Here is a 23,133-nt window from a genome sequence, read left to right as displayed (position 1 = left end):
ACGGCCGGCGGGGGCACGGCAGAGCCGGAGCGGGACAGGGTCGCGGAGCTCATCGAGCAGCAGCCCCTGCTGGAACACGAAGCCGAAGTGCTCCCGTCGCAGCCGCGCCCGCTCCTCCGCCGACAGCTCCTGGACGGCGACCGAGCCGTCCGCGGTGCGGAGGCGGCCCTGCCCGGAATCAGGGACCGAGATCCCGGCCAGGGCGTGGAGCAGCGTGGTCTTGCCCGAGCCCGAGGGCCCGGTGATCGCCACGGACTCCCCCGGGGCGATCGTGAGGCTCACCCCGCCCAGGGCGGCCGTCGATCCGTAGTGCTGTGCGAGGTCATGGGCGTGGAGAACAGCTCTTGTCATGGCTCCACGATGCGCCGCGGGGCATCGTCGGCACATCGGACCCGGGTCTGGTCTTCGTGCCCGTCGCCGCGCCCCGTCGTGGTAGCGCGGTCTGATCGGCATCCCGCCCCGGGGATGACTCCGAGACCGTCCCCACCCGGTTCACAAAGTTATCCACAGGTGTGGAGAAAGGTGTGAAGAAGTCGAACATGTCTGCGAACAGTGCGGGCTCGATCCGCCCTGATCGGTATCCACAGGCTTGTTCACACTTGTGGAATTACACAAATGGCGTTCGTCCACCGCTGTGGACACAATCTGTGGACAGCCGATGTGCACAGCGTCTCAGCCGCGGGGGCGACGGCCGCGCCCGCGCAGTCCCAGCAGCGCGCCCATCACCACCATGCCCGTCACGATGCCGCCCAGGTGGCCCTGCCAGGAGATGCCGGGGAAGAACAGGCCGAAGGCCGTGTTGAACCCGATCAGCACGAGGATCCCGGACAGGTTCTCGCGATAGCGCCGCCCGCCCCACAGCGCCAGGGCGAGCACGGCGCCGAACAGCCCGAAGACCGCGCCGGAGGCCCCCACGGTGAACGTGTAGGCGGGCGAGAGCAGCAGCACCGCCGCCGCTCCGCCCAGCAGCGAGAGCAGATAGACCGTGAGGAAGCGCCCGCGCCCGATCTCCGGCTCGAGCATCCGGCCGAAGATCCACAGCGTGTACATGTTCAGCAGCAGGTGCGCGGGGTTGGATATCGAGTGCGAGAACCCGCTGGTGATCACCGTCCACGGCGCCTGCGAGACGTAGCCGGGGGCCAGGCCCAGCAGCACCAGGGGGTTGATCCCCATCAGGCTCAGCAGCCACTGCACCGCGTAGACCGCCACGTTGATCCCGATCAGCACCCAGGTCGCGGTCATGGCGCCCCCGCGCCGGCGAGCCTGGCGAACAGAGGGAACCGAGGGGGCGGGCCGAGCCTGACGCGCCTCAGGATGCCCCGCCTGCCACGACGCCCCCTGCAGCGGATCGCTCGGCTGCCCAACAGGCTGCGACGGGTCCGCCATCCGCCCGTACTGCGGCAGCTGCGGGCCGCTGTCGCTGCGGGGATCGCGGGGAGATCCGGGCTCGCCGCTCGGCTCGTGGGGTCCCTGGGTCATCGGTGTGCTCCTGTGCGATGGATGGTCCTGGCTGGGCGGCGGGGCGCCGTCGTCGCGGGCCCTGCGCCGTCGGATATGGCGCAGGGGCCCGGCCGATCGGCCGGGCCCCTGCGGGTCGACGATCGCCGCGAGCGCGGGATCATCGGGTGCTGCGAGTGCAGCTCAGAGCTGCTCGATGTCGATCGAGGTGATGACGGCGTCCTCGACCGGGCGGTCCATGCCGCCGGTGCGCACGCTGTTCAGCTCGTCGACGACCTTCTTGGAGGCATCGTCGACGACCTCGCCGAAGATCGTGTGCTTGCCGTTGAGCCACGGGGTGGTCGAGGTGGTGATGAAGAACTGCGAGCCGTTGGTGCCCTGGCCGCCGCGCTTGCCGGCGTTGGCCATGGCCAGCAGGTACGGCTTGTCGAAGCTGAGCTCGGGGTGGATCTCATCGTCGAACATGTAGCCCGGGCCGCCGACGCCCTGACCCAGCGGATCGCCGCCCTGGATCATGAAGTCCTTGATGATGCGGTGGAAGATGATGTCCTTGTAGAGGGGGCCCTCGCCCTTGGAGCCGGTGTTCGGGTCCACCCACTCCTGGGAGCCGTCGGACAGGCCGATGAAGTTCTTGACGGTCTTCGGAGCGTGGTTGCCGAAGAGCTCCACGACGATGTCGCCGTGGTTCGTGTGGATGGTCGCCTTAGCGGTGGCAAGAGAAGTCATGGCCCCAGTATCCCATGACCGGCTCGCTTGTCGCGGAGAAGAGACGACGACGGTTCCGTTCCGCCGCGAGTGAAAAAGCACAGCCGTCTGCTGAAAACTCCCTGAGTGATGGGTGACCCGACGGCCTCCACCATGGGTCATCCCAGGCACAGCCCGTATGCTGGACCAAGAATCCTAGACCCCTGAGGAGGGAGCTTCCATGAGCAAGAGGGCAGAGAAGAAGGCCGCCAAGGCAGCCGCCGCGCGTCAGGCCGCTGTGGAGAACCGCGTCGTCGACGCCGGCGACTGGCTCGCCAAGGAGATCGGCGCCCTGGCGCCGCGCCTGCAGGACGGCGTGCGCTCCGGCGCGATCTCGCTGGCCGGCGGCATCCACACCGCCACCCCGTACGTCCAGCAGGGCGCCGCCAGCGCCAAGGGCGCCACCTCCGAGCTGCGCAGCCGCGCCGCCGTGCAGGCCGCCAAGTCGGCCCCGCAGGTCGCCAAGGTCGCCGCCAAGGTCGCTCCAGTCGGTGCCGCCGTGAAGGCCTCCCCGCAGGCCGCCAAGGCTCTGAAGGCCGCCAACGACGGCAAGCTGGCCGTGTCCGAGCGCTACAACGCCACGGCCGCTCAGCTGGCCCAGCGCTTCGCCGACGCCGACACCCCCGAGCAGTTCGAGGCCGCCGTCGCGCGCCTGACCGGCAACAAGAAGGCCGTCAAGAACGCCAAGAAGGCCGCCGCGCGCATGTCCAAGGACTACGCCAAGCAGCAGAAGAAGGCGCAGAAGGGCGGCGGCCGCGGCCTGCTCGTCCTCGGCCTGGTCGTGACCGGCCTGGTCGCCGGCGCCGCCGCCTTCAAGGCCTCGCGTCCGGTCCAGGATCCCTGGAAGACCCCGGCCTCGACCTCCCCGCGCGTGACGGCCTCCCCGGTCGACAAGTCCGCCACCGTGGCCGCCGGCCAGGGTGTGAAGGTCGATGACGCTAAGGCCGACTCGAGCGTCAAGGACACGGCCAAGTCCGTGACCGAGGATGCCAAGCAGACGGTCAACGAGATCAAGGACCAGATCAACGGCACCCAGAACGAGAAGAAGGACGGCCAGGCCTGAGCCTGATCGCCTTCAGCGGCTGAGGCCGCACACCGCACGGCCCCCTCACCGAAAAGGTGAGGGGGCCGTCGTCGTCCTGGATGCCGGGGCCGGGGCATGAGTGCCGCCGGACCCCGGGGCGGGGATCAGCCGAAGGAGCCGATCACGTCCTGGATCGTGTCCCAGACCTGGTAGATGCCCAGGATCGTGAACAGCACGGCGCAGATGATCAGCACGCCGTTGGTGACCCAGCCGTTGCGCCAGCGGTCGGGGGTGCGCTTGGTGTTCAGCAGCCCCAACAGCGTGATCGCCAGGAACGGCATGAACAGCGCGCCCAGCACGCCGTAGAGCAGGATCAGGAAGATCGGACGGCCCAGCAGCAGCAGGAGCATGGGCGGGAACGTGATCCACAGCAGGTAGAACTTCACGTACTTGCCACCCGGACGGGTGGCCGGGTGACCCGAGGGCAGATCGCGGTGGTGGCCCCAGAAGTCCGCGAACATCAGCGAGACGCCCGACCACACGCCCACGACCGAGGAGAACGACGCGGCGAAGAAGCCGATCAGGAACGCTGTGCCGATGGCCTGGCCGTAGCGATCGTTGAGGACGTCGGCCAGATCGAGCAGCCCGGCGTCGGTCGCGGAGATGGACACGCCCGCCGCATAGAGCACCTCGGCGCCCACGATCAGCATGGAGAGCACGAAAATGCCGGTGACCACGTAGGCGACCGTGTTGTCGAGCTGCATGACGCGCATCCACTTGGGGCTGGCCCATCCCTTCTCGCGCAGCCAGTAGCCGTAGGCCGCCAGGGTGATGGTGCCGCCGATGCCGCCGGACAGCGCCAGCGTGTAGACCAGTCCGCCCTCGGGGATCATGGGCACCAGACCGGCGATCATGCTCGGGATGTTGGGTGCGGCGATGATCGCCAGACCCACGACCACCACGAACATGATGCCGACCATCACGGCCGTGAGCTTCTCCACCAGCGCGTACTTGCCGAACCAGACCATGAAGAAGCCGGCCAGGCCCATCAGGATGGCCCAGGCCGGCAGCGGCATGGTGTTCGGGAACAGCGCCACGATCGGCAGGGCTGCCGAGGACATGGCCGTGGCCCCGTACACGAAGCCCCAGATCATGATGTACGGCGCGAAGTAGACCGCCGTCCACTTGCCCAGCGAGCGCCAGCCCTCGAAGATCGTGCGGCCGGTGGCCAGCGAGTAGCGCCCGGCGCCCTCCACGAGCACGATCTTCACGATGGTGCCCACGATGACCGCCCACAGCAGGGCGTATCCGTAGCGCGAGCCGGCCGTCAGGGTCGCGACCAGGTCGGCTGCGCCCACACCCGTTCCGGCCACGACCAGGCCCGGGCCGATGATCTTCCACCGGCGGATCGCGGTGAGCTGCTCATCCGGATCGATGTGGGGCATGGGCCCCAGGTATTCCTTCGGTGCGGACATGACTCACCCTTCTCACGACGTGATCTGCGCCATGAGTATCTCAGGTGATGCCCAGATCCTGAACATCAGCTGGCAACGCAGCTCGTGCAGGTCTCAGCGACGCCTTCGTCAGGCGAACAGCCACCGCGAGGACAGCTCCTGTTCGAGCCCCGGCTCCCGGTACGACTCGACCCCGAAGAACGCCCGGAAGTGCTCCAGAGGCATCGCCAGCATTCCCTGCACGTCCGCCTGGGAGGCGTGGCACTGCATCGTGCGCCGCTTCAGCTCCAGCAGCTCGTCGTCCAGCTCGAGCTGCCAGTCCAGCTGGGAGGCAGGGATGCCGAAGCCGTTGCCGTCATCGGCGGGGCCGTCGGGATCCATGACCTCGTCCGGCGAGGCCCCGGCCGCCAGAGCCTGCTCGCGCAGCGCTCGGAGGCGGTCCCGGTTCATGGACTGCTCCAGCAGCCGGGGCCGCGAAGCGGCGAGCTCGGCCGCGCGGTGGGCCACGTGATGGACCTTCACGTGATCGGGATGCCCGTAGCCGCCGTGCCAGTCGTAGCCCACCAGCACATCCGCGCCCTCGTCGTCCAGGATCGCGGCGACGGCCCGTGCGGCCTCGTCGATGTCGGCGCGGTGGAAGCAGGCCTCGCCGTCGTTCTGCTCCCAGCCGGTCATCCCGGAGTCGTGGTAGCCGAGCCACTCCACTCGGGAGATGCCCAGCACCCGTGCTGCTGCGGCTGCCTCCGTGCGCCGGTGATCCGCGACGGAGAGCACCTCCTGGGCGTCATTGGCCGCCTCCAGCGGTGTGCCGAAGTCCCCGTTGGTCGCGAAGATCTCGACCACGCGGTGCCCCTCCGCCGCGGCACGGGCCATGGTGCCGGTGGTCTGCGAGGACTCGTCGTCCGGGTGGGCATGGAGGAAGGCGATCACGGCCATGACGGGGCAGCTCCTGAGATCAGTGGCGGGCGCACGACGACGGCCCCGTTATCAGGCGGGGCCGTCGTCGATATGGGATCCGGTGGAGGCAAGGGGACTCGAACCCCTAACCCTCTGCTTGCAAAGCAGATGCGCTACCAATTGCGCCATGCCCCCGGAGCATCCTGTCGAGCTGAACTCAGTCGACGGGATCTGCGGCATCGCGCCAAGCGGCGCGATCGGCATCTGCGGAGCGCAGCCGCCAGGCGGCGACTCCTGCTCCGGCGGCACCGACCACCAGCACGATCGCCGTGAAAGCGTTCTTCATGCCGGTCTCCGATGCACTGGGATGCCGTTGAACCGTGGGCGTACCAGGAATTGAACCTGGGACCTCTTCGTTATCAGCGAAGCGCTCTAACCGTCTGAGCTATACGCCCGTGACCGGCGGACCGATCACGTCCGCTCGAACCGACCAAGCGGTCTGTCCGTCGCGGAACGAATAGGGACTCTACACGATCGCCGCGACCGGGACCAATCGAGGATCCCCGTCATCGGCGCCGCGCAGGTCAGTCGTCGGTCAGCGTGACTCCGATGCCGCCGATCAGGCCGGCGGCCAGGTTGTAGAGCATGGCGGCGATGACCGACAGCAGCGTCAGCAGGATGACGTTGATGACCGAGAGGATGGTCGCGAAGATCGCTACCTGCCCCAGGGAGACGATCTCCTGGACCTCTGTGCTGCCGCCCGGGCCCGCCAGCATGGCGGCGAGCTCGTTGATGCCGTTGAACAGACCCGTGATGTCCATCAGGATCCAGATCAGCACGGCCGCGACGACCACCACGATGCCCAGCGAAACCGAGAGCAGGAACGCGAGCTTGAGCACCGACCAGGTGTCCACGCGCGACACGACCAGGCGCGCGCGGCGCACCTTGGCGCGCGGCGCGGGCCGCACCAGTCCCTTGGTCGAGGACCGCTGGGGCGTGCGGCTGCTGGACGACGACGCCTTGGCGCTGTCCGCCTTCTTGGTCTGGCTGGGGGAGGATCCCCGACCAGCGCCGCCGGACTTCGAACGTCCAGCCGCACCAGAGCGTGCCTCGGGGCTCATTCGTTACCTCCGTTGTTGACTTCGTCCAACGTTACGACATCCTCATCCGCAGCATCGGCTGTCGGATCCGCAATCGTAGCCGTGCCGTTCTCGACGGCTTCCTCGACCGCGTCCTCGATGTGGCGCTCGGCATTCCAGGCCACACCCACGATCGAGTCCTTGGGGGCAGGCTTGGCGAAGATGACGCCCATGGTGTCGCGGCCCTTGGCGGGGACCTCCGAGACCGCAGAGCGCACGACCTTGCCGGAGGCCATGACGACCATGACCTCGTCGGATTCTCCCACGATCAAGGCGCCGGCGAGCTTGCCGCGCTCATCCCCGACCTTGGCGACCTTGATGCCGAGCCCGCCTCGGCCCTGGCGCCGGTACTGCTCGATGGCCGTGCGCTTGGCGTAGCCGCCCTCGGTCACCACGAAAACGTAGCTCTCGGTGCCCTTCGCCACGACGTCGGCGGCCAGCAGCTCGTCGTCATCGCGGAACTTCATGCCGGTCACGCCGGAGGTCGCGCGGCCCATGGGTCGCAGCGCCTCGTCATCGGCCTGGAAGTGCAGGGACTGGCCGTTGCGCGAGACCAGGAAGATGTCGTCGTCGGAGTCCACGAGCTTGGCCGAGACCAGCTCGTCGCCCTCGCGCAGGTTGATCGCGATCACGCCGGCGGTGCGGTTGGTGTCGTAGTCCTCGAGCCGGGACTTCTTCACCAGGCCGCTGCGCGTGGCCAGCACCAGGTACGGGGCGTCCTGGTAGGTCGACAGCTCCATGACCTGGGCGATCTGCTCGCCGGGCTGGAAGGCCATGACATTGGCGACGTGCTGGCCCTTGGCGTCGCGACCGGCCTCGAGCAGCTCGTAGGCCTTGGTGCGATATACGCGGCCGTGGGTCGTGAAGAACAGGATCCAGTGGTGCGTGGTGGTGGTGAAGAAATGCTCGACGACGTCGTCGCCGCGCAGATTCGCTCCGCGGATGCCCTTGCCGCCGCGGCGCTGGGCCCGGTACTGATCGATGCGCGTGCGCTTGACGTAGCCGCCGCGGGTGATCGTGACGACTACGTCCTCCTGGGGGATCAGGTCCTCCATGGACATGTCGCCGTCGTAGCCCCACAGGATCTCGGTGCGGCGGTCGTCGCCGTACTTCTCGACGGTCTCCTCGAGCTCCTCGGAGACGATCTGGCGCTGCAGGTCCTCGGAGGCGATGATCGCCTCGAAGCGAGCGATCATCTGCTCGAGCTCGGCGAAGCGGTCCTGGATCTTCTGCCGCTCCAGCGCGGCCAGGCGCCGCAGCTGCATGTTGAGGATGGCCTGGGCCTGCTCCTCGTCGATCCCGAGCAGCTCCATCAGCCCGGTGCGGGCCTCGTCCGGGGTGGGCGAGCGGCGGATCAGGGCGATGACCTCGTCCAGGGCATCCAGGGCCTTCAGCAGGCCCACCAGGATGTGCGCCTCCTCCTGCGCCTGACGCAGACGGAACGTGGTGCGCCGGACGATGACCTCGATCTGGTGGCGCACCCAGTGGTAGATGAAGGCGTCCAGGGACAGCGTGCGCGGCACACCGTCCACCAGGGCCAGCATGTTCGCGGAGAAGTTCTCCTGCAGCGGGGTGTGCTTGTAGAGGTTGTTCAGCACCACCTTGGCCACGGCGTCGCGCTTGAGCACGATCACCAGGCGCTGACCGGTGCGCCCGGAGGTCTCGTCGCGCATGTCGGCGATGCCGCCGATCTTGCCCTCCTTGACCAGGTCCGCGATCTTGATGGCCAGGTTGTCCGGGTTGACCATGTACGGCAGCTCGGTGACCACCAGGCAGGTGCGGCCGTGGATCTCCTCGACGGAGACGACCGCGCGCATCTTGATGGAGCCGCGACCGGTCCGGTACGTGTCCTCGATGCCCTTGTGGCCGAGGATCTGCGCCCCGCCCGGGAAGTCCGGGCCCTTGACGCGCTTGAGCAGCGCCTCGAGCAGCTCCTCGCGGCTGGCCCCCGGGTTCTTCAGGTACCACTGCACGCCGTCGGCGAGCTCGCGCAGGTTGTGCGGCGGGATGTTGGTGGCCATGCCCACGGCGATGCCGGCGGAGCCGTTGGCCAGCAGGTTCGGGAACCGCGCCGGCAGCACGGTGGGCTCGCGCGACTTGCCGTCGTAGTTGTCCTGGAAATCGACGGTCTCCTCGTGGATGTCCCGGACCATCTCCATTGCCAGCGGAGCCATCTTGGTCTCGGTGTATCGAGGGGCGGCGGCGCCGTCGTTGCCGGCGGAGCCGAAGTTCCCCTGGCCCAGGGCCAGCGGGTAGCGCTGGACCCAGTCCTGGATCAGGCGGACGAGGGCGTCGTAGATCGCCGAGTCGCCGTGCGGGTGGTAGTGGCCCATGACGTCGCCGACCACGCGGGCCGACTTGTTGAAGGACCGGTCCGGGCGGTAGCCGCCGTCGTACATCGTGTAGATGACGCGGCGGTGCACCGGCTTGAGGCCATCGCGGACGTCCGGCAGGGCTCGTCCGACGATCACCGCCATGGCGTAGTCCAGGTAGGAGCGCTGCATCTCCGTCTGGAGGTCGACCTGCTCCACGCGATCGCCGGTGATCGTGGCGGCCTCGACCTCGGTGCCCGGCTGGTTCTCCGGCTCCTCCGGGGTGACCTGGCTGTCGTCGCTCATTCGTGCGCTTCCCGTCCTTCTCCCGACGCCCGCGGGCGTCTGTGCGTCTGCTCGGCCGCTGGGCCGTGGTGCTCGAGACTGATCCGCCGGTCACCGCCATGGAGGCGGCGACGGGCACATATGCCGCAGTCGGCATATGCTCCGTTGCGACTAGATGTCGAGGAAACGGACGTCGTTGGCGTTCTGCTGGATGAACTCCTTGCGGGACTCGACGTCCTCGCCCATGAGCATGGTGAAGACCTGCTCGGCGGCGGCGGCGTCCTCCATGGTCACCTGCAGCAGCGTGCGGTGCTCAGGATCCATGGTGGTGTCCCACAGCTCGGTGTAGGACATCTCGCCCAGGCCCTTGTAGCGCTGGATGCCGTTGTCCTTGGGGATCCGCTTGCCCGAGGCCTGGCCCTCCGCCAGGGCGCGATCGCGCTCGGCATCCGAGTAGACGTAGTCGTGCGGCGCGTTCGACCACTTGATGCGGTACAGCGGCGGCTGCGCCAGGTACACGAAGCCGTGGTCGATCAGCGGGCGCATGAACCGGAACAGCAGCGTCAGCAGCAGCGTGGTGATGTGCTGGCCGTCCACGTCGGCATCGGCCATGAGCACGATCTTGTGATAGCGCGCCTTCTCGATGTCGAAGTCGTCGCCGATGCCCGAGCCGAAGGCCGTGATCATGGACTGGACCTCGGCGTTGGACAGCGCACGATCCAGGCGGGCCCGCTCGACGTTCAGGATCTTGCCGCGCAGCGGCAGGATCGCCTGGTGCGCCGGATCGCGGCCCTGCACGGCCGAGCCGCCTGCCGAGTCGCCCTCCACGATGTAGATCTCGGACTTCGACGGGTCCTTGGACGAGCAGTCCTTGAGCTTGCCCGGCATGCCGCCGGACTCCAGCAGCCCCTTGCGCCGGGTGGTCTCGCGGGCCTTGCGCGCCGCCAGACGAGCCTGCGAGGCGCCGATGGCCTTGCGGATGATGTCCTTGGCGTAGTTCGGGTTGCGCTCGATCCAGTCCCCGAACTCGTCGGCGACCACGCGCTGCACGAACGGCTTGGCCTCGGAGTTGCCCAGCTTGGTCTTGGTCTGGCCCTCGAACTGGGGGTCGCCGAGCTTGATCGAGATGACCGCGGTGAGGCCCTCGCGGACGTCCTCGCCGGTGAGGTTGTCGTCCTTGTCCCGCAAGAGCTTGAACTCGCGGGCCTTGCGGTTGATCACCGTGGTCAGCGCGGTGCGGAAGCCCTCCTCGTGGGTGCCGCCCTCGTGCGTGTTGATTGTGTTCGCGTAGGTGTGCACCGACTCGCTGTAGGCGGTGGTCCACTGCATGGAGATCTCCACGGAGATGGAGCGCTCGACGTCCTCGGTCTCGAAGTCGATGATCTCGTCGTGGACCAGCTCGGCCTTCTTGCCGCTGTTGATGAAGCGGACGTAGTCCAGCAGACCGTGCTCGTAGCAGTAGACGACCCGGCGGTGGCCGTCGGCGGTCACGCCCACGGTGTTCAGCGCCGGAGCCTTGGCCGTCTCCGCCTGCTCGGCGCCGCTCCCGGCCTCCGGGGACTGCGCGGTGGGGACCTCGGAGGCGTCCTGGCCCTCGACCTCGGTGATGATCTCGGTGCGCGCGGACTCGCCGGCGACCTCGTCGCCGGACTCGTCCAGGCGCCGCTGGTCGGTCAGGGTGATGCGCAGCCCCTTATTGAGGAACGCCATCTGCTGGAACCGGGCGCGCAGGGTCTCGAAGTCGTACTCGACGGACTCGAAGATCTCCGGATCAGCCCAGAACGTCTGCGTGGTGCCGGTCTCCTCGGTCTGCTCGCCGCGCTCGAGCTCGCCCTGGGGGCGGCCGCCGTCGGCGAACTCCATGCGCCAGACGTAGCCCTGGCGGCGGATCTCGGTCTCCACGCGCGATGACAGCGCGTTGACGACGGAGATGCCCACGCCGTGCAGACCGCCGGAGACCGCGTAGCCGCCCCCGCCGAACTTGCCGCCGGCGTGCAGGATCGTCATGACGACCTCGACCGTGGGACGACCCTGCGTGGGGTGCATGTCCACCGGGATGCCGCGGCCGTTGTCGGTGACGCTCACGCCGCCGTCGGCCCGCAGCACGACCTCGATGTGATCCGCATGGCCGGCCAGGGCCTCATCCACGGAGTTGTCGATGACCTCGTAGACCAGGTGGTGCAGGCCCCGCGGTCCGGTGGATCCGATGTACATGCCTGGGCGCTTGCGGACCGCTTCGAGGCCCTCCAGGACGGTGATGTCGCTGGCGCCGTAGCCGCCTTCGGTGCTCTTGTCCTCTGACACGGGCTGCTGGTTCCTCCTGATGGTCATGATGGAGGCCGCAAGGGTCCTGGAGCACGGGGTCCGGGGCGCAGGCAGCACTCCCGACGACAGCGAGCGAGCGGGACGCACCGGAGCATTCGGGGGGCCGCGGGGTCTGCGCGCTCGATGCGCTGCGTCGATAATCCGGGCCCATCATACCGGATCTGCGCAGATGCCGGGTGCGGGACGGCCTGAACCCGCTGTCAGCGGCACGAGAACGCCCCTAGGAGTGCCTCCGGGGGTGCTCGCTGACCCGGAAGTCGTCTCCGGAGGTGCCGAGCACTCTGCAGGCCGTCCACGGTCTCGAGGCAGAGGCCGATCGACGGCGGTCCGGATCAGCCGTAGGTATCGCGGGGCCCGCGGCCGCGGATCGAGCGCCGGCCCTTGCGCCAGCTGGGGGCCGCCGGGCCCACGATGTCCAGGCGCGTGACGATGCCCGGGCCCAGGCGCTTCTCGATGGTCGACAGCACTTGGGACTGCAGCATCCGCATGTTGGCGGCCTGGGCGGTGGAGGAGCATCGCACGCGCAGCACGGTGTCCTCGAAGGACTCCGGCACGCAGTGCTCGGCCACGTACGCCCCCACCAGCTCCGGCCACAGGGTCATGACCGACCCGACGGCGACCGGGGTCCGCCAGCCGCGTCCGGAGACCAGGCGATCCATGACCCCGCCGATGCCCTGCGGATCCCGCGGCGAGTCTCCGGCGCCCGAATAGCCGCCCAGCTGCCGCGGATCGCGCTCGGCGTCCCGGCGGCGCACGGGACTGGCGGTGAGCGCCTCCATGGCAGCGCCGAAGCTGCGCAGGTTGGCCTTGGCCGCAGCGCCGTGAAGCCGTCCCTCGCCGCGGGCCTCGGCGCCCCGGCGCACGCGCATCAGGGCGGCGGCGGCCGGATCGACGATGTCGCGGTCGCGCTCGGCGCGCGGCTGCTGGGCGGGGATCACGTGCGGGATCCGGGATCGACGACGGCCTTGCCCGGGCTCACGCGCACCAGGGTGAGCCCCGAATCGGCATCCAGCAGCTCCTGCGGGACGTCCTCCTCCACGGCGGCGGTCACCAGCACCTGCTCGGCCTCCGAGACCATGTCGGCCAGGCGGCTGCGGCGCTGGGCGTCGAGCTCGGCGAAGACGTCGTCGAGGATCAGCACGGGGGAGGAGCCCTCGGAGCGGTCGTCATCCAGGTGCACGTACCAGGAGCCCAGCCGCAGGGACAGGGCGCAGGACCACATCTCGCCGTGGGAGGCGTAGCCGCGGGCCGGCAGATCGCCGAGCTGGATCTCGAGCTCGTCGCGATGCGGTCCCACCAGGGACACCGCCCGCTCGATCTCCTGGTCCTGGGCCTCCGCGCAGGCCTGGAGCATCAGCTCGCGCAGATCCGCGGTGCTGAAATGGGCAAGCTGATCGACCCGACCGTCTGCGCTCTCCGGGAGGATCGAGGAGCGGTACCGCAGCCGAGGCATCCGGGGACCGTCGGAGAGGCTGCTGTAGGCGCGGCGGACCTCGGGCTCGAGAGCGAGGACGAGCTGCAGACGAGACTGCAGGACCGCGGCCCCATAGGTCGCCAGCTGGTCGTTCCACGCGCTGAGAGTGGCCTCGTGCGCCTGGGTGAAGCGCCCGGCCTTCCGCGCCGATTTCAGCAGGGCGTTGCGCTGGCGCACGGTCTTCTCGTAGTCGGAGATGACCCCGGCCAGGGCCGGACGCATGGAGGAGCCCAGCACGTCCAGGAACGCCCGGCGCCCGGAGGGCTCGCCCTTGATCAGCGCGAGGTCCTCCGGGGAGAACAGCACGGTGCGCAGGATGCCCAGGGCCTCTCGGGCGCGGACCGAGCCGCCTCGGTTGATCCGCACCGTGGGAGCACGGCCCTCGCTCAGAGTGAACTCGAGGTTCGTGCGGTGCCCGGCCCTGCGGATCCCCGTGCGGATCATGGCGCGCTCGGTGCTTGCTCGGTGCAGCGGGGCATTGCCGCTGACCCGATGCGAGGCCAGCGTGGCGGCGTAGTCGATCGCCTCGACCACGTTGGTCTTGCCCACCCCGTTGGGCCCCAGCAGGACCGTGATCCCGGGGGTCAGCTCGAGCTGGAGCTGCTCATAGCTGCGGAAGTCCGCGAGGGAGAGGGAGTCGACGTGCACGCAGGTCCGGGGCTCAGGAGCTGGGGAGGCGGACCGGCATCAGCAGGTACCGGTAGGCGACGTCGTCGTCCCCGTCCTGCTCCTTCTGCGCCGAGAGCACTGCCGGCTTGGGCGGAGCGGTGAAGGAGAAGCGCACGTACTCGGAGTGGAAGGCGTGCAGGCCCTCCGAGAGGTACGTGGGATTGAAGGCGACGGTGATGTCCTCGCCCTGGAGGTTGGCCTCGATGACCTCGGAGGCCTGGGCGTCCTCGCCGGTGCCGGCATCCAGGGCCACCTGGCCGTCCGTGAAGGCCAGACGGACCGGGGTGTTGCGCTCGGCCACCAGGGACACGCGGCGCACGGCCTCCACCAGCTCGGAGGTGCGCACCGAGGCGGTGATGGGCGTGGACTCGGGGAACAGCGAGCGGATCTTGGGGTACTCGCCGTCGATCAGCAGCGAGGTGGTGCGGCGGCCGCCGGACTCGAAGCCCACCAGCTCCGTGCTGTCCGACAGGGCGAGGTTCAGCTCACCGGCCGGGCCGAGGGTCTTGGCGACGTCGTTGAGCGTCTTGGCCTTGATCAGCGCAGCCGTCTGCAGCGAGCTGCTGTTGGGGCGCCAGGTGAGCTCGCGCATGGCCAGGCGGTAGCGGTCGGTGGCCAGCAGGGTCATCCGCTCGCCGTCGATCTCGATCCGGACGCCGGTGAGGATCGGCAGGGTGTCGTCCTTGGAGGCGGCGATGTTGACCTGCGCGACGGCCTGGGCGAACTCAGCGCCGTCGATGACGCCTGAGACCTCGGGCAGGCCGGGCAGCTCGGGGTAGTCCTGCACGGGCATGGCCGCCAGGTTGAACCGAGACGAGCGGCAGATCAGCGTCAGCTTGCCGTCATCCGTGATGACGTCCACGGGAGCCGAGGGCAGCGAGCGGCAGATGTCTGCCAGCAGGCGGCCGGAGACCAGAGCGGTGCCCTCCTCCTCGATCTGGGCGTCGATCGAGACCCGAGAGGAGATCTCGTAGTCGAATCCGGCCAGGGAGACCTGCCCGTTCTCCGCCTTGAGAAGCAGACCGGAGAGCACCGGGACGGGCGGGCGAGGGGACAGCGATCGGGCGGTCCAGGTCACGGCCTCGGCCAGAACGTCGCGTTCGACGGAGAACTTCACGGTGGGGGCGCCTTTCGTTCGCAGATGTCGTCCGCGCGGCGTCCGGTGCGGAGGTCCGGACAGACGACGACAGCATGCTATCGGCGCGCTGTGCCCTGTGCCATCTGCCGGAGCAGACCGGGGAGTCGCAGCGGCGCTTCGGTGGATCCGGGTTTCTGTAATTCCAAGAATCCTGGAGGTGCGGAGCCCCGTGACCTGCTCGAGGCAGGCAGCGAACAGCTCTCGGTGCGGCTGAACGTGTAATTACACGAGCTCGCCGGGTCCGGATCGGGGGTCAGGGCATTCGTTGTCCGGCGGGAGGTATTAATGGACAGTAGTGTTCATAACCGCTGTGGATCTTGTGGAAAAAACCCTGATCGGCTGATCTGGCGCGGATCATGGCTGTGGGTCGGCTGTGCACCGCCATCCACGGACCGCCCCGTGCCTGTGTAATCACATTCTTGTCATTCCGGGCCCGTGCACAGGCCGATCCCCGGATCTGCCTCGACTGTCCACCGCGATCGCGGTTCTCTCCACAGCGCTGTCCACAACCGGTGGAATCGTGTCGTGCACAGCCTGTCCACAGGGCTTCCCACAGCTGTGGAGAACGGGTTTCGCAGCCCGCATCCGCGCCGCGCCGTCCTGTGGATGACCGGAGATCGACGCAGGCCCCGGGTCCGCTCGTGCGGGCCCGGGGCCTGAAGGGATGAGGCAGAGCGCAGCGCATGGGCTGCGCTGCAGATCAGCTGTGGCGCTGCTGCTTGATCCGGTTGGTGAGCTCGGTGACCTGGTTGAAGATCTGCCGGCGCTCGGCCATCAGCGTCCGGATCTTGCGATCGGCGTGCATGACCGTGGTGTGGTCGCGGCCGCCGAGCTCCTGTCCGATCTTGGGCAGGGACATGTCCGTGAGCTCGCGCAGCAGGTACATGGCGATCTGCCGGGCCGTGACCAGCGTGCGCGTGCGGGACTTGGACTTCAGCTCGTCCAGCGAGATGTCGAAGTAGGCGGCCGTCTGCCCCAGGATCGTGGCGGCGGTGATCTCGCCGTCGTCGTCGGTGATCAGGTCCTTGAGCACGAGCTCGGCCAGGGGCAGGTCCACGTCCTGCTTGTTCAGGGAGGCGAAGGCCGTGACGCGGATGAGGGCGCCCTCGAGCTCGCGGATGTTCGTGGAGATGTGCGAGGCGATGTACTCCAGGACCTCGGGCGGGGCCTGGGTGCCGTCGGCATCGGCCTTCTTGCGCAGGATGGCGATGCGGGTCTCGAGCTCGGGCGGCTGGACGTCGGTGATCAGTCCCCACTCGAAGCGCGAGCGCATGCGATCGGCGAATCCCGTGAGCTGCTTGGGCGGCAGATCGGAGGTGATCACGATCTGCTTCTCGTGGTTGTGCAGCGCGTTGAAGGTGTGGAAGAACTCCTCCTGCGTGTGCTCCTTGCCCGCCAGGAACTGGATGTCGTCGATCAGCAGCATGTCGACGTTGCGGTAGATCTCCTTGAAGGAGGAGCCCTCGTCGTCGCGGATCGAGTTGATGAAGTCGTTGGTGAACTCCTCCGAGTTCACGTAGCGCACCGCGATGCCGGGGTAGAGCCGCTTGGCGTAGTGCCCGATCGCGTGCAGCAGGTGGGTCTTGCCGAGCCCTGAATCCCCGTATATGAACAGCGGGTTATATGCCTTGGCCGGCGTCTCGGAGACCGCGAAGGCCGCCGCGTGGGCGAAGCGGTTGGACTGGCCGATGACGAACGACTCGAAGACGTACTTGGGGTTCAGCCGAGCGCTCGAATCCCATTCGGCCGAGGCCGCACCGGCCGTGCCGTGGTCCTCCGCAGCCGAGCGGCCCGGGGCAGCGGCGGGGACGAAGGTGTCCTGAGGGCCGGTCTCCTCGACTGCGGCCTCGCCGGTGCTTTGCGCGGAGGCGGTGTCCTGCGGCGCGGGCTGCTCGGGCAGGGGGCGTCGGGCCGGCTCCGGTGCGGAGGGCCGCGGCGCCGCCGGTCGCGGCGACGGCGAGCGGAAGGTGTTCACGGCCCCGGAGTACTCGGAGCTCGTGGTGGACAGCGAGTCCTGCTCGGTCTCCTCCTGGGCAGCCGGCGGAGCGGTGTGGCCGCGCTCGGCCTCGAGCTCGCTCAGCGGCGGCAGCGAGGCCCGGGATGCGGACTCGATCTCCTGCTCGGAGACCTCCTCCAGGTCGGTGTCCACCACGAGTGCGACCAGGGTGTCCTTGCCGAAGGAGTTCGTGACGGCCTGGTTGAAGGCCGGCGCGATCTTGGACTGCAGGACCTCGCGGGTCAGCTCGTTCGGCACGGCGATCAGCAGCGTGGTGCCCATGAGGCCCCGGGGCTTGGCCAGGCGCAGGAAGCCGCGGTGGCGCGGGGAGATCTGCGGGTCCTCGGTCATGGCGCGGACGCATTCGGCCCAACGGGCGTCGAGCTCCGGATTCTGCTGAGGACTCACAGTGGCGGGGACTCCGGGATTCGGGGGCGATGTCGGCTCCGGGCGGGTGCCCGGGTGCGCTCGCGACCGGTCATCCACAGAGTTGTTCACAGCGGTGGACAGCGGCTCGGGGGTCGAGCGCGAGGGTTCAGCGTAGAGCACGTTCGAAGCCCCGACCTAGCCCCGATCGGGGCCGAAAAGAACTACAATCGTGTAGTTACACGAGCGAGAGCGCACCGTTGCTGGCAAGGACGGGGATCCGGTTATCCACAGGAATTTCCGGAAGACGTGCACAGCATGTGGGCGAGAGGCGGTCACCGACGGTTCGGTTGACCGTCCCACTCGCCGCGCCTACAATCGATCAGTCCTGTGTCTGACCTGCGCCCGGCGCCATGCGCCTCGCGGCGGCACAGCCATCGACCACCACAGCGGTGGACCCCTTCCTCAGGCGGACGGCCTGCTGCGCGCTCGTGCTCTGCACGGGCAGCGTGCGCCGGATCCGCACAGGGCAGGGGCACGCCCGTCCTGCATCCGGAGAAGATCAATGAGCAAGCGCACGTTCCAGCCGAACAACCGTCGTCGCGCCAAGAAGCACGGCTTCCGCGCCCGCATGCGCACCCGCGCCGGCCGCGGCATCCTCTCGGCGCGCCGCGCCAAGGGCCGCGCCTCCCTCTCTGCCTGAGCCCTCTCGTCGCCCTCGCGGATCCGACGGCCTCTGCTCAGCAGAGCCCCGGTCCGCAGACGCCGCCGAGACCGAAGGGGTGAGCGCGTGCTTCCCGCACAGCACAGGATGCGCACCTCCACGCACTTCGCAGCGACCACACGTTCCGGTGCCCGACAGGGGCGCCGGAACGTCGTCGTCTATGTGCGCGCCACGTCCGGGGACCAGCCGTCCCGGGCGGGCTTCGTGGTATCCAAGCGGGTCGGCAATGCGGTCTGCCGCAATCTCGTGAAGCGGCGGCTGCGGGAGCTCGTCGGGATGACGATCCAGGGCAGCCCAGCCGGCTTCGACGTCGTGGTGCGGGCCCTGCCCGCCTCGGCAGAGGCCGACTTCGCCGAGCTGCGGCGGGACTGGGAATCCGCCTGGCGCAAGGCCGCGAGGAAGGCCGAGGTGCCGGCATGAGCACCGCGCAGGGCCTCGGCCATCAGCATCCTGTCCTGGATGAGGAGCAGCTCTGGGAGCAGGCACCGTCGGACTTCGTGCGCCCTCGGGGTGCGGTCCAGGCGGTGTGGCTGCTGCCGCAGAACCTGATCATCGCGGGTCTGAAGCTCTACCGCATGCTGATCTCCCCGCTCTACGGGGACGTCTGCAGGCACTTCCCCACCTGCTCGGCCTACGGCCTCGAGTCCGTGGTTCGCCACGGGGCGGTCCGGGGCCTAGGTTTGACCGTGCGACGACTGCTCAGGTGCCATCCCTGGGCGGCGGGCGGAATCGACAGGGTGCCGCAGGGCGGCCGCCGGTTCTCCTCGGAGACCGAGCTGCCGCGGATCATCCTGCTCAACCACCCCACACCCGCCGATCGCGCAGCCGTGCTGACACCCCGCGATCCGGCACACGAGACCACGTCCGCGCGCCAGCACGGCGCAGACCCGGCTGCCGCGCAGACGGCTCAAGGAGCTTCCTCACGATGAACATCTTCGACATCATCCTCTGGCCCTTCAAATGGGTCGTCTCGGCGGTCCTGTGGCTCTTCCACGAGCTGTTCACCCTCATCGGGCTGGATGCGGCGAGCGGATGGACCTGGGTCCTGGCCATCGTGGGCCTGACCCTGGTCATGCGAACCCTGACCATCCCGCTGTTCCTGCGCCAGATCCGCTCCATGCGCGGCATGCAGGAGATCCAGCCGCAGATGGCCAAGCTGCAGGCCAAGTACAAGGGCAAGAAGGACCAGGTCTCGCGCCAGGCCATGGCCCAGGAGCAGATGGCCCTGTACAAGGAGCACGGGGTCAACCCCCTGGCCTCCTGCCTGCCGATCATCGCCCAGATGCCGATCTTCTTCGGCCTGTTCCAGGTGCTCAACGGCGTGACCGGCGCTGCCGAGCGGGACGAGGGGATCCTGGTCCTGTCCTCGGACAAGATCCACCAGTTCTACGACGGCACCCTGTTCGGCGCCCCGCTGTTCTCCACGCTGCGCTCGCCCGGCGACGGCAACCACACCGCCACGATCATCATCGCGGCCCTGCTGGTGGTGGCCATGACGGTCACCATGTTCATCTCGCAGAAGCAGCTGGCGTCCAAGAACGTCTCGGAGGCCACCAAGAACTCTCCGATGTACCGCCAGCAGCAGATGATCATCTACATCTTCCCGATCATCTTCCTCATCACGGGCATCAACTTCCCGATCGGCGTGCTGATCTACTGGACCGTCTCCAACCTGTGGTCCATGGGCCAGCAGTACTGGGTCATCCGCAACAACCCCACTCCCGGCTCGCAGGCCGAGCGCGAGCTCAACGAGCGCCGCGAGGCCAAGGGCCTTCCCCCGGTCGGCAAGACCAAGGAGGAGCACCAGGCCGAGATCGAGGAGGCTCGCGCCAAGGCTGCCGCCGGTCAGCGTCAGCAGCCCATGAGCAAGAAGCGCCAGAAGGCCAAGGGCATCAAGGGCCAGGGCCCGCTCGAGACCGGCCAGGACGATGTCCAGCAGCCGGAGAAGGCTCAGGGGCCGGTGATCAACGGGGAGCCGACCACCGGTTCGTCGTCGCCGATCTCCAAGGGCTCGTCGGGCGGCAAGAAGTCCGGCAAGGGCAAGGGGAAGTCCGGGTCCTGAGACCGGTCCTCTCAGGGCGCCGCTCGGGTCATACTGTCGAGACGGCTGCTGCACCACTTCCGTCAGGAGAGACGAATGAGCGAGAACCAGCACAGCGAGCAGGCTCAGGACTCCGCGCCCGAGGGCGTGCAGATCCAGGACCTGGAGCCCGGTCAGAAGGTCGACGCCTCGGCGGTCGTCGCCGGTGTGGACGTCCCGCAGGGCGACGAGGCCGCTGCGGCCTCTGCCGAGCAGAGCGACCAGGATGACGACGAGCTCGACCCCCTCGTGGAGGAGGGCGAAGTCGCTGCGGACTACCTCGAGGAGCTGCTGGATCTCGCCGACCTGGACGGCGACATCGACATCGAGGTCCGCAACGGCCGCACCTACCTCTCCGTGGTGACGGAGGAGGAGGGCGACGACGGACTCGACATGCTCGTCGGCAAGGACGGAGAGGTGCTCGAGGCTCTCCAGGAGCTCGTGCGGCTGGCCGTGCTGGCCGGCACGGAGTAGCGCAGCCGGCTGGTGCTCGATATCGCCGGGCACCGGCTGGCCCGTGCCGAGCAGCTGCGCGAGCTGGCCCGTCGTGCCGTGCAGAGCGTGCGGGACTCCGGCGAGCCGGTGCACCTGGACCCGCTGAGCCCCTACGAGCGCAAGATCGTGCACGACGTCGTGGCGGAGGAGGGCATGCACTCCGAGTCGGAGGGCGAGGGCCCCGGACGCCACATCGTGGTCTCGGCGAACGGCTGAGGCATGACGGAGCAGCACCCAGGCGAACGCTCTGATCGCAGCGGCCAGGCGAAGTCCGACGGCGCCGTCGCCCAGCCGGCTCCCGAGCTGCAGGGGCGTGAGGCCGAGGCCGCGCAGAGCCTGTTCGGCGACCGGCTCGAGCTAGCCCAGCGCTATGTGGAGCACCTTGCCTCATCGGGCATCGTGCGCGGACTGATCGGTCCGCGTGAGGCTCCGCGGCTGTGGGGACGTCACGTCCTGAACTGCGCCGTGGTGGAGGAACTGATCCCGCAGGACGCCCGTGTGGCCGATGTGGGCTCCGGGGCGGGACTTCCCGGGCTGTGCCTGGCGATCGCACGCCCCGATCTGGAGCTCACGCTGATCGAGCCGCTCGAGCGCCGCGTGACCTGGCTGAACGAGATCGTCCAGGATCTGCAGCTCGAGAACGTGCAGGTCCTTCGTGCGCGCGGCGAGCAGGTCGAAGAGCTGCCGGGCGGTTCCGCGCCGGCCGTGGTCACGGCCCGCGCTGTCTCCGCGCTCGGCGGTCTGCTGGACTTCACGCTTCCGCTGCTGCAGGGCTCCGGTGAGCTGCTCGCGCTCAAGGGCCGGTCGGCGCAGCAGGAGATCGATAAGGCACGCAAGCAGCTCAAGCGGCACCGCGTCGCGCAGACCGAGGTGCTCACCCTGGGCTCTGAGCTGCTCGAGGAGCCGACCACCGTGGTACGAGTCGTCCTCTGAATCGGTCTCGAGGCGCTGACCTCGATCGACGGTCCGGAGAAGGGTCTTGGGTAGTGTGGGACCGGCCCTCAGCGGCCGCGACATGTAATGTGATGCAGGTCACATCAGACCGAGGAAGGCGACGTGATGACCCAGAACGACAGGCCTCACGGCTATGACTTCGGTCTTCCCCCTGATCCGGTCTCGCAGGATTCGGCAGTGCAGCCGGACCGCGGATCGCGGTTGACTGCAGGACAGGACGCCGGCGCGACAGCCGCCGCACAAGGCGCGGGAGACACCCCCCTCGGAAGGAAGCTCGTGGAAGAGAATCAGCGACGTCGCCGACTCGAGCACGTGCAGCTTCAGCGACCTGAGCGCACTCGTGTGATCACGGTCAGCAACCAGAAGGGCGGCGTGGGCAAGACGAGCACCGCCGTCAACCTGGCAGTGGGCCTGGCCAAGCAGGGTCTCAACGTCCTGGTGGTCGACAACGATCCGCAGGGCAATGCCTCCACCGCCCTGGGCGTGCCGCACAGCTCGGAGGTCGACGGCGTCTACGACGTCCTCGTCGATGAGATGGAGCTGGCTCAGGTGGTCGCGCCCTCCCCCGAGTCCGATCGGATCGTGGTGGCGCCGGCGACCATCGACCTGGCCGGTGCAGAGATCGAGCTCGTGTCCATGGTGGCGCGCGAGCAGAGGCTGTGCCGTGCTCTGGACCAGTACGCCGAGGCTCGTGAGGAGCAGGGCCTGGAGCGTCTCGACTACGTCTTCATCGACTGCCCGCCCAGCCTCGGCCTGCTGACCATCAACGCCTTCGTGGCCGCCAGCGAGGTCCTGATCCCCATCCAGTGCGAGTACTACGCGCTCGAGGGCCTGAGCCAGCTGCTGGGCAACATCGAGATGATCCAGAAGCACCTCAACCCGGATCTGGTCGTGTCCACCATCCTCATGACCATGTATGACGGCCGTACCAACCTGTCCTCCCAGGTGGCGGATGAGGTGCGGGCGCACTTCCCGGAGCAGGTGCTGGAGACCATGATCCCCCGGTCCGTGCGGATCTCCGAGGCGCCGAGCTATCAGCAGTCGGTGCTGAACTACGATCCGCAGTCCACGGGCGCTCTGTCCTATCTCGAGGCAGCCGCTGAGATCGCCGCGCGAGGCGTGCCGAAGAGCAAGTGATCCATTGATCGGGCAGGCTCTGCAGGTCCAAGCGGGCCCCGTTCCACGTGGAACGGGGCCCGTAGTCATTCCAGCTCTTGCAAGAGGGAGACGGTGCTGTCATCGTCGGCCGGCGGATGTCGACTGCTCCCGCTCGTCTTCTGTCGGCGTGTTTCACGTGGAACGTGCGGTTCGACCTTCTCCGTACGGTCTTTGACTCAAGGTGGCGAGGGGCGTCGGCGGTCGTCCATGCGAGACGGCTGTCCGAGGAAGCGCAGGAGGAATCGGACCCCGATGACTCCGACGAACTCCGGGTCTTGCCCGCTGTCCGTCGTCCCAGGGCACACAGCGATCATGTGAGAGGCGGAAAAGCTCTTCCCTTGGGAGACGCCTCGGCATGCCCTGCTCTGCAGCGCGCGATGGGCGACGCATTAAGGAACGTGAGAAACGCTAAGGAAAGAGGTCCAGCTGACGACTGGATCC

19 protein-coding genes, 2 tRNA genes and 2 pseudogenes are annotated in these 23,133 nt (G+C 68.4%); 8 read left to right on the top strand and 15 right to left on the bottom strand.

What is annotated here, in order from left to right; all coding sequences use genetic code 11:
* Positions 1-63: 63 nt before the first annotated feature.
* The 3 genes and pseudogenes from RF645_RS06240 to RF645_RS06230 form a co-directional block, all read right to left on the bottom strand.
* A pseudogene (locus tag RF645_RS06240) lies at positions 64-351 on the bottom strand (ATP-binding cassette domain-containing protein); the annotation flags it as partial.
* A gap of 321 nt (positions 352-672) precedes the next feature.
* Positions 673-1,479 carry a rhomboid family intramembrane serine protease gene (locus tag RF645_RS06235; protein WP_368818774.1) on the bottom strand — a complete coding sequence of 269 codons (807 nt, stop codon included), beginning with the start codon at positions 1,477-1,479 and terminating at the stop codon, positions 673-675.
* A gap of 162 nt (positions 1,480-1,641) precedes the next feature.
* A complete protein-coding gene (locus RF645_RS06230; RefSeq protein ID WP_024289487.1) occupies positions 1,642-2,184 on the bottom strand; it encodes a peptidylprolyl isomerase in 543 nt (180 codons plus the stop codon).
* A gap of 199 nt (positions 2,185-2,383) precedes the next feature.
* Between RF645_RS06230 and RF645_RS06225 the strand changes: the two genes are divergently transcribed.
* Positions 2,384-3,265 carry a hypothetical protein gene (locus RF645_RS06225; RefSeq protein WP_368818773.1) on the top strand — a complete coding sequence of 294 codons (882 nt, stop codon included), beginning with the start codon at positions 2,384-2,386 and terminating at the stop codon, positions 3,263-3,265.
* Between the two features lie 125 nt (positions 3,266-3,390).
* Here RF645_RS06225 and RF645_RS06220 read toward each other — a convergent pair whose 3' ends face one another.
* The 12 genes from RF645_RS06220 to dnaA form a co-directional block, all read right to left on the bottom strand.
* Entirely contained in the window at positions 3,391-4,671 is a 1,281-nt protein-coding gene (locus RF645_RS06220) for an Nramp family divalent metal transporter (RefSeq protein ID WP_368818855.1), read from the bottom strand.
* Positions 4,672-4,809: 138 nt separating this feature from the next.
* Complete coding sequence (locus tag RF645_RS06215; RefSeq protein ID WP_368818772.1) at positions 4,810-5,616, bottom strand: PIG-L family deacetylase; 807 nt, start codon at positions 5,614-5,616, stop codon at positions 4,810-4,812.
* Positions 5,617-5,699: 83 nt separating this feature from the next.
* Positions 5,700-5,772 (bottom strand) — tRNA-Ala (locus RF645_RS06210).
* Between the two features lie 22 nt (positions 5,773-5,794).
* Positions 5,795-5,923: a hypothetical protein gene (locus tag RF645_RS06205; protein ID WP_006214392.1), complete on the bottom strand. Its 129-nt coding sequence runs from the start codon at positions 5,921-5,923 to the stop codon at positions 5,795-5,797.
* A gap of 35 nt (positions 5,924-5,958) precedes the next feature.
* A tRNA-Ile gene (locus tag RF645_RS06200) sits at positions 5,959-6,032 on the bottom strand.
* A gap of 129 nt (positions 6,033-6,161) precedes the next feature.
* Complete coding sequence (locus RF645_RS06195) at positions 6,162-6,698, bottom strand: DUF3566 domain-containing protein (protein ID WP_206390498.1); 537 nt, start codon at positions 6,696-6,698, stop codon at positions 6,162-6,164.
* Entirely contained in the window at positions 6,695-9,334 is a 2,640-nt protein-coding gene (gene gyrA, locus RF645_RS06190; RefSeq protein WP_368818771.1) for a DNA gyrase subunit A, read from the bottom strand. Before gyrA ends, RF645_RS06195 begins: the two co-directional genes overlap by 4 nt.
* 150 nt (positions 9,335-9,484) lie before the next feature.
* Positions 9,485-11,644: a DNA topoisomerase (ATP-hydrolyzing) subunit B gene (gene gyrB, locus RF645_RS06185; RefSeq protein WP_200860735.1), complete on the bottom strand. Its 2,160-nt coding sequence runs from the start codon at positions 11,642-11,644 to the stop codon at positions 9,485-9,487.
* A gap of 326 nt (positions 11,645-11,970) precedes the next feature.
* Positions 11,971-12,573 carry a DUF721 domain-containing protein gene (locus RF645_RS06180; protein ID WP_029643504.1) on the bottom strand — a complete coding sequence of 201 codons (603 nt, stop codon included), beginning with the start codon at positions 12,571-12,573 and terminating at the stop codon, positions 11,971-11,973.
* On the bottom strand, positions 12,573-13,760 hold the full coding sequence (recF, locus tag RF645_RS06175) for a DNA replication/repair protein RecF (RefSeq protein WP_368818770.1): 1,188 nt from the start codon (positions 13,758-13,760) through the stop codon (positions 12,573-12,575). Before recF ends, RF645_RS06180 begins: the two co-directional genes overlap by 1 nt.
* A gap of 13 nt (positions 13,761-13,773) precedes the next feature.
* Complete coding sequence (gene dnaN / locus RF645_RS06170) at positions 13,774-14,898, bottom strand: DNA polymerase III subunit beta (protein WP_368818769.1); 1,125 nt, start codon at positions 14,896-14,898, stop codon at positions 13,774-13,776.
* Between the two features lie 721 nt (positions 14,899-15,619).
* On the bottom strand, positions 15,620-17,323 hold the full coding sequence (gene dnaA / locus RF645_RS06165; protein WP_285731123.1) for a chromosomal replication initiator protein DnaA: 1,704 nt from the start codon (positions 17,321-17,323) through the stop codon (positions 15,620-15,622).
* A 523-nt stretch (positions 17,324-17,846) separates the two neighbouring features.
* On the opposite strand from dnaA, the gene rpmH reads away from it, so the two are divergent.
* The 7 genes and pseudogenes from rpmH (at position 17,847) to RF645_RS06130 (ending at position 22,671) form a co-directional block, all read left to right on the top strand.
* On the top strand, positions 17,847-17,984 hold the full coding sequence (gene rpmH / locus RF645_RS06160) for a 50S ribosomal protein L34 (protein ID WP_006214384.1): 138 nt from the start codon (positions 17,847-17,849) through the stop codon (positions 17,982-17,984).
* A gap of 87 nt (positions 17,985-18,071) precedes the next feature.
* Positions 18,072-18,425, top strand: a complete 354-nt coding sequence (gene rnpA / locus RF645_RS06155; protein WP_285731125.1) for a ribonuclease P protein component — start codon at positions 18,072-18,074, stop codon at positions 18,423-18,425.
* Positions 18,422-18,934, top strand: a complete 513-nt coding sequence (yidD, locus tag RF645_RS06150; RefSeq protein ID WP_024289494.1) for a membrane protein insertion efficiency factor YidD — start codon at positions 18,422-18,424, stop codon at positions 18,932-18,934. The genes rnpA and yidD overlap by 4 nt, the downstream gene beginning before the upstream one ends.
* Positions 18,931-20,067 (top strand): membrane protein insertase YidC, encoded by a 1,137-nt coding sequence (yidC, locus tag RF645_RS06145; protein ID WP_285731127.1) that lies wholly within the window; start codon positions 18,931-18,933, stop codon positions 20,065-20,067. Before yidD ends, yidC begins: the two co-directional genes overlap by 4 nt.
* A gap of 75 nt (positions 20,068-20,142) precedes the next feature.
* Positions 20,143-20,796, top strand: a pseudogene (locus RF645_RS06140) (protein jag).
* A gap of 3 nt (positions 20,797-20,799) precedes the next feature.
* Positions 20,800-21,513 carry a 16S rRNA (guanine(527)-N(7))-methyltransferase RsmG gene (gene rsmG, locus RF645_RS06135; RefSeq protein WP_285731132.1) on the top strand — a complete coding sequence of 238 codons (714 nt, stop codon included), beginning with the start codon at positions 20,800-20,802 and terminating at the stop codon, positions 21,511-21,513.
* Positions 21,514-21,810: 297 nt separating this feature from the next.
* Entirely contained in the window at positions 21,811-22,671 is an 861-nt protein-coding gene (locus RF645_RS06130; protein ID WP_368818768.1) for a ParA family protein, read from the top strand.
* Positions 22,672-23,133: the final 462 nt, after the last annotated feature.

The sequence above is a fragment of the Kocuria sp. CPCC 205260 genome, from assembly GCF_040981045.1.
GTDB classification, from domain to species: Bacteria; Actinomycetota; Actinomycetes; order Actinomycetales; family Micrococcaceae; genus Kocuria; species Kocuria palustris.
Note: the sequence above shows the minus strand (reverse complement) of the source record. Positions and strands in the feature narration are given on the sequence as shown.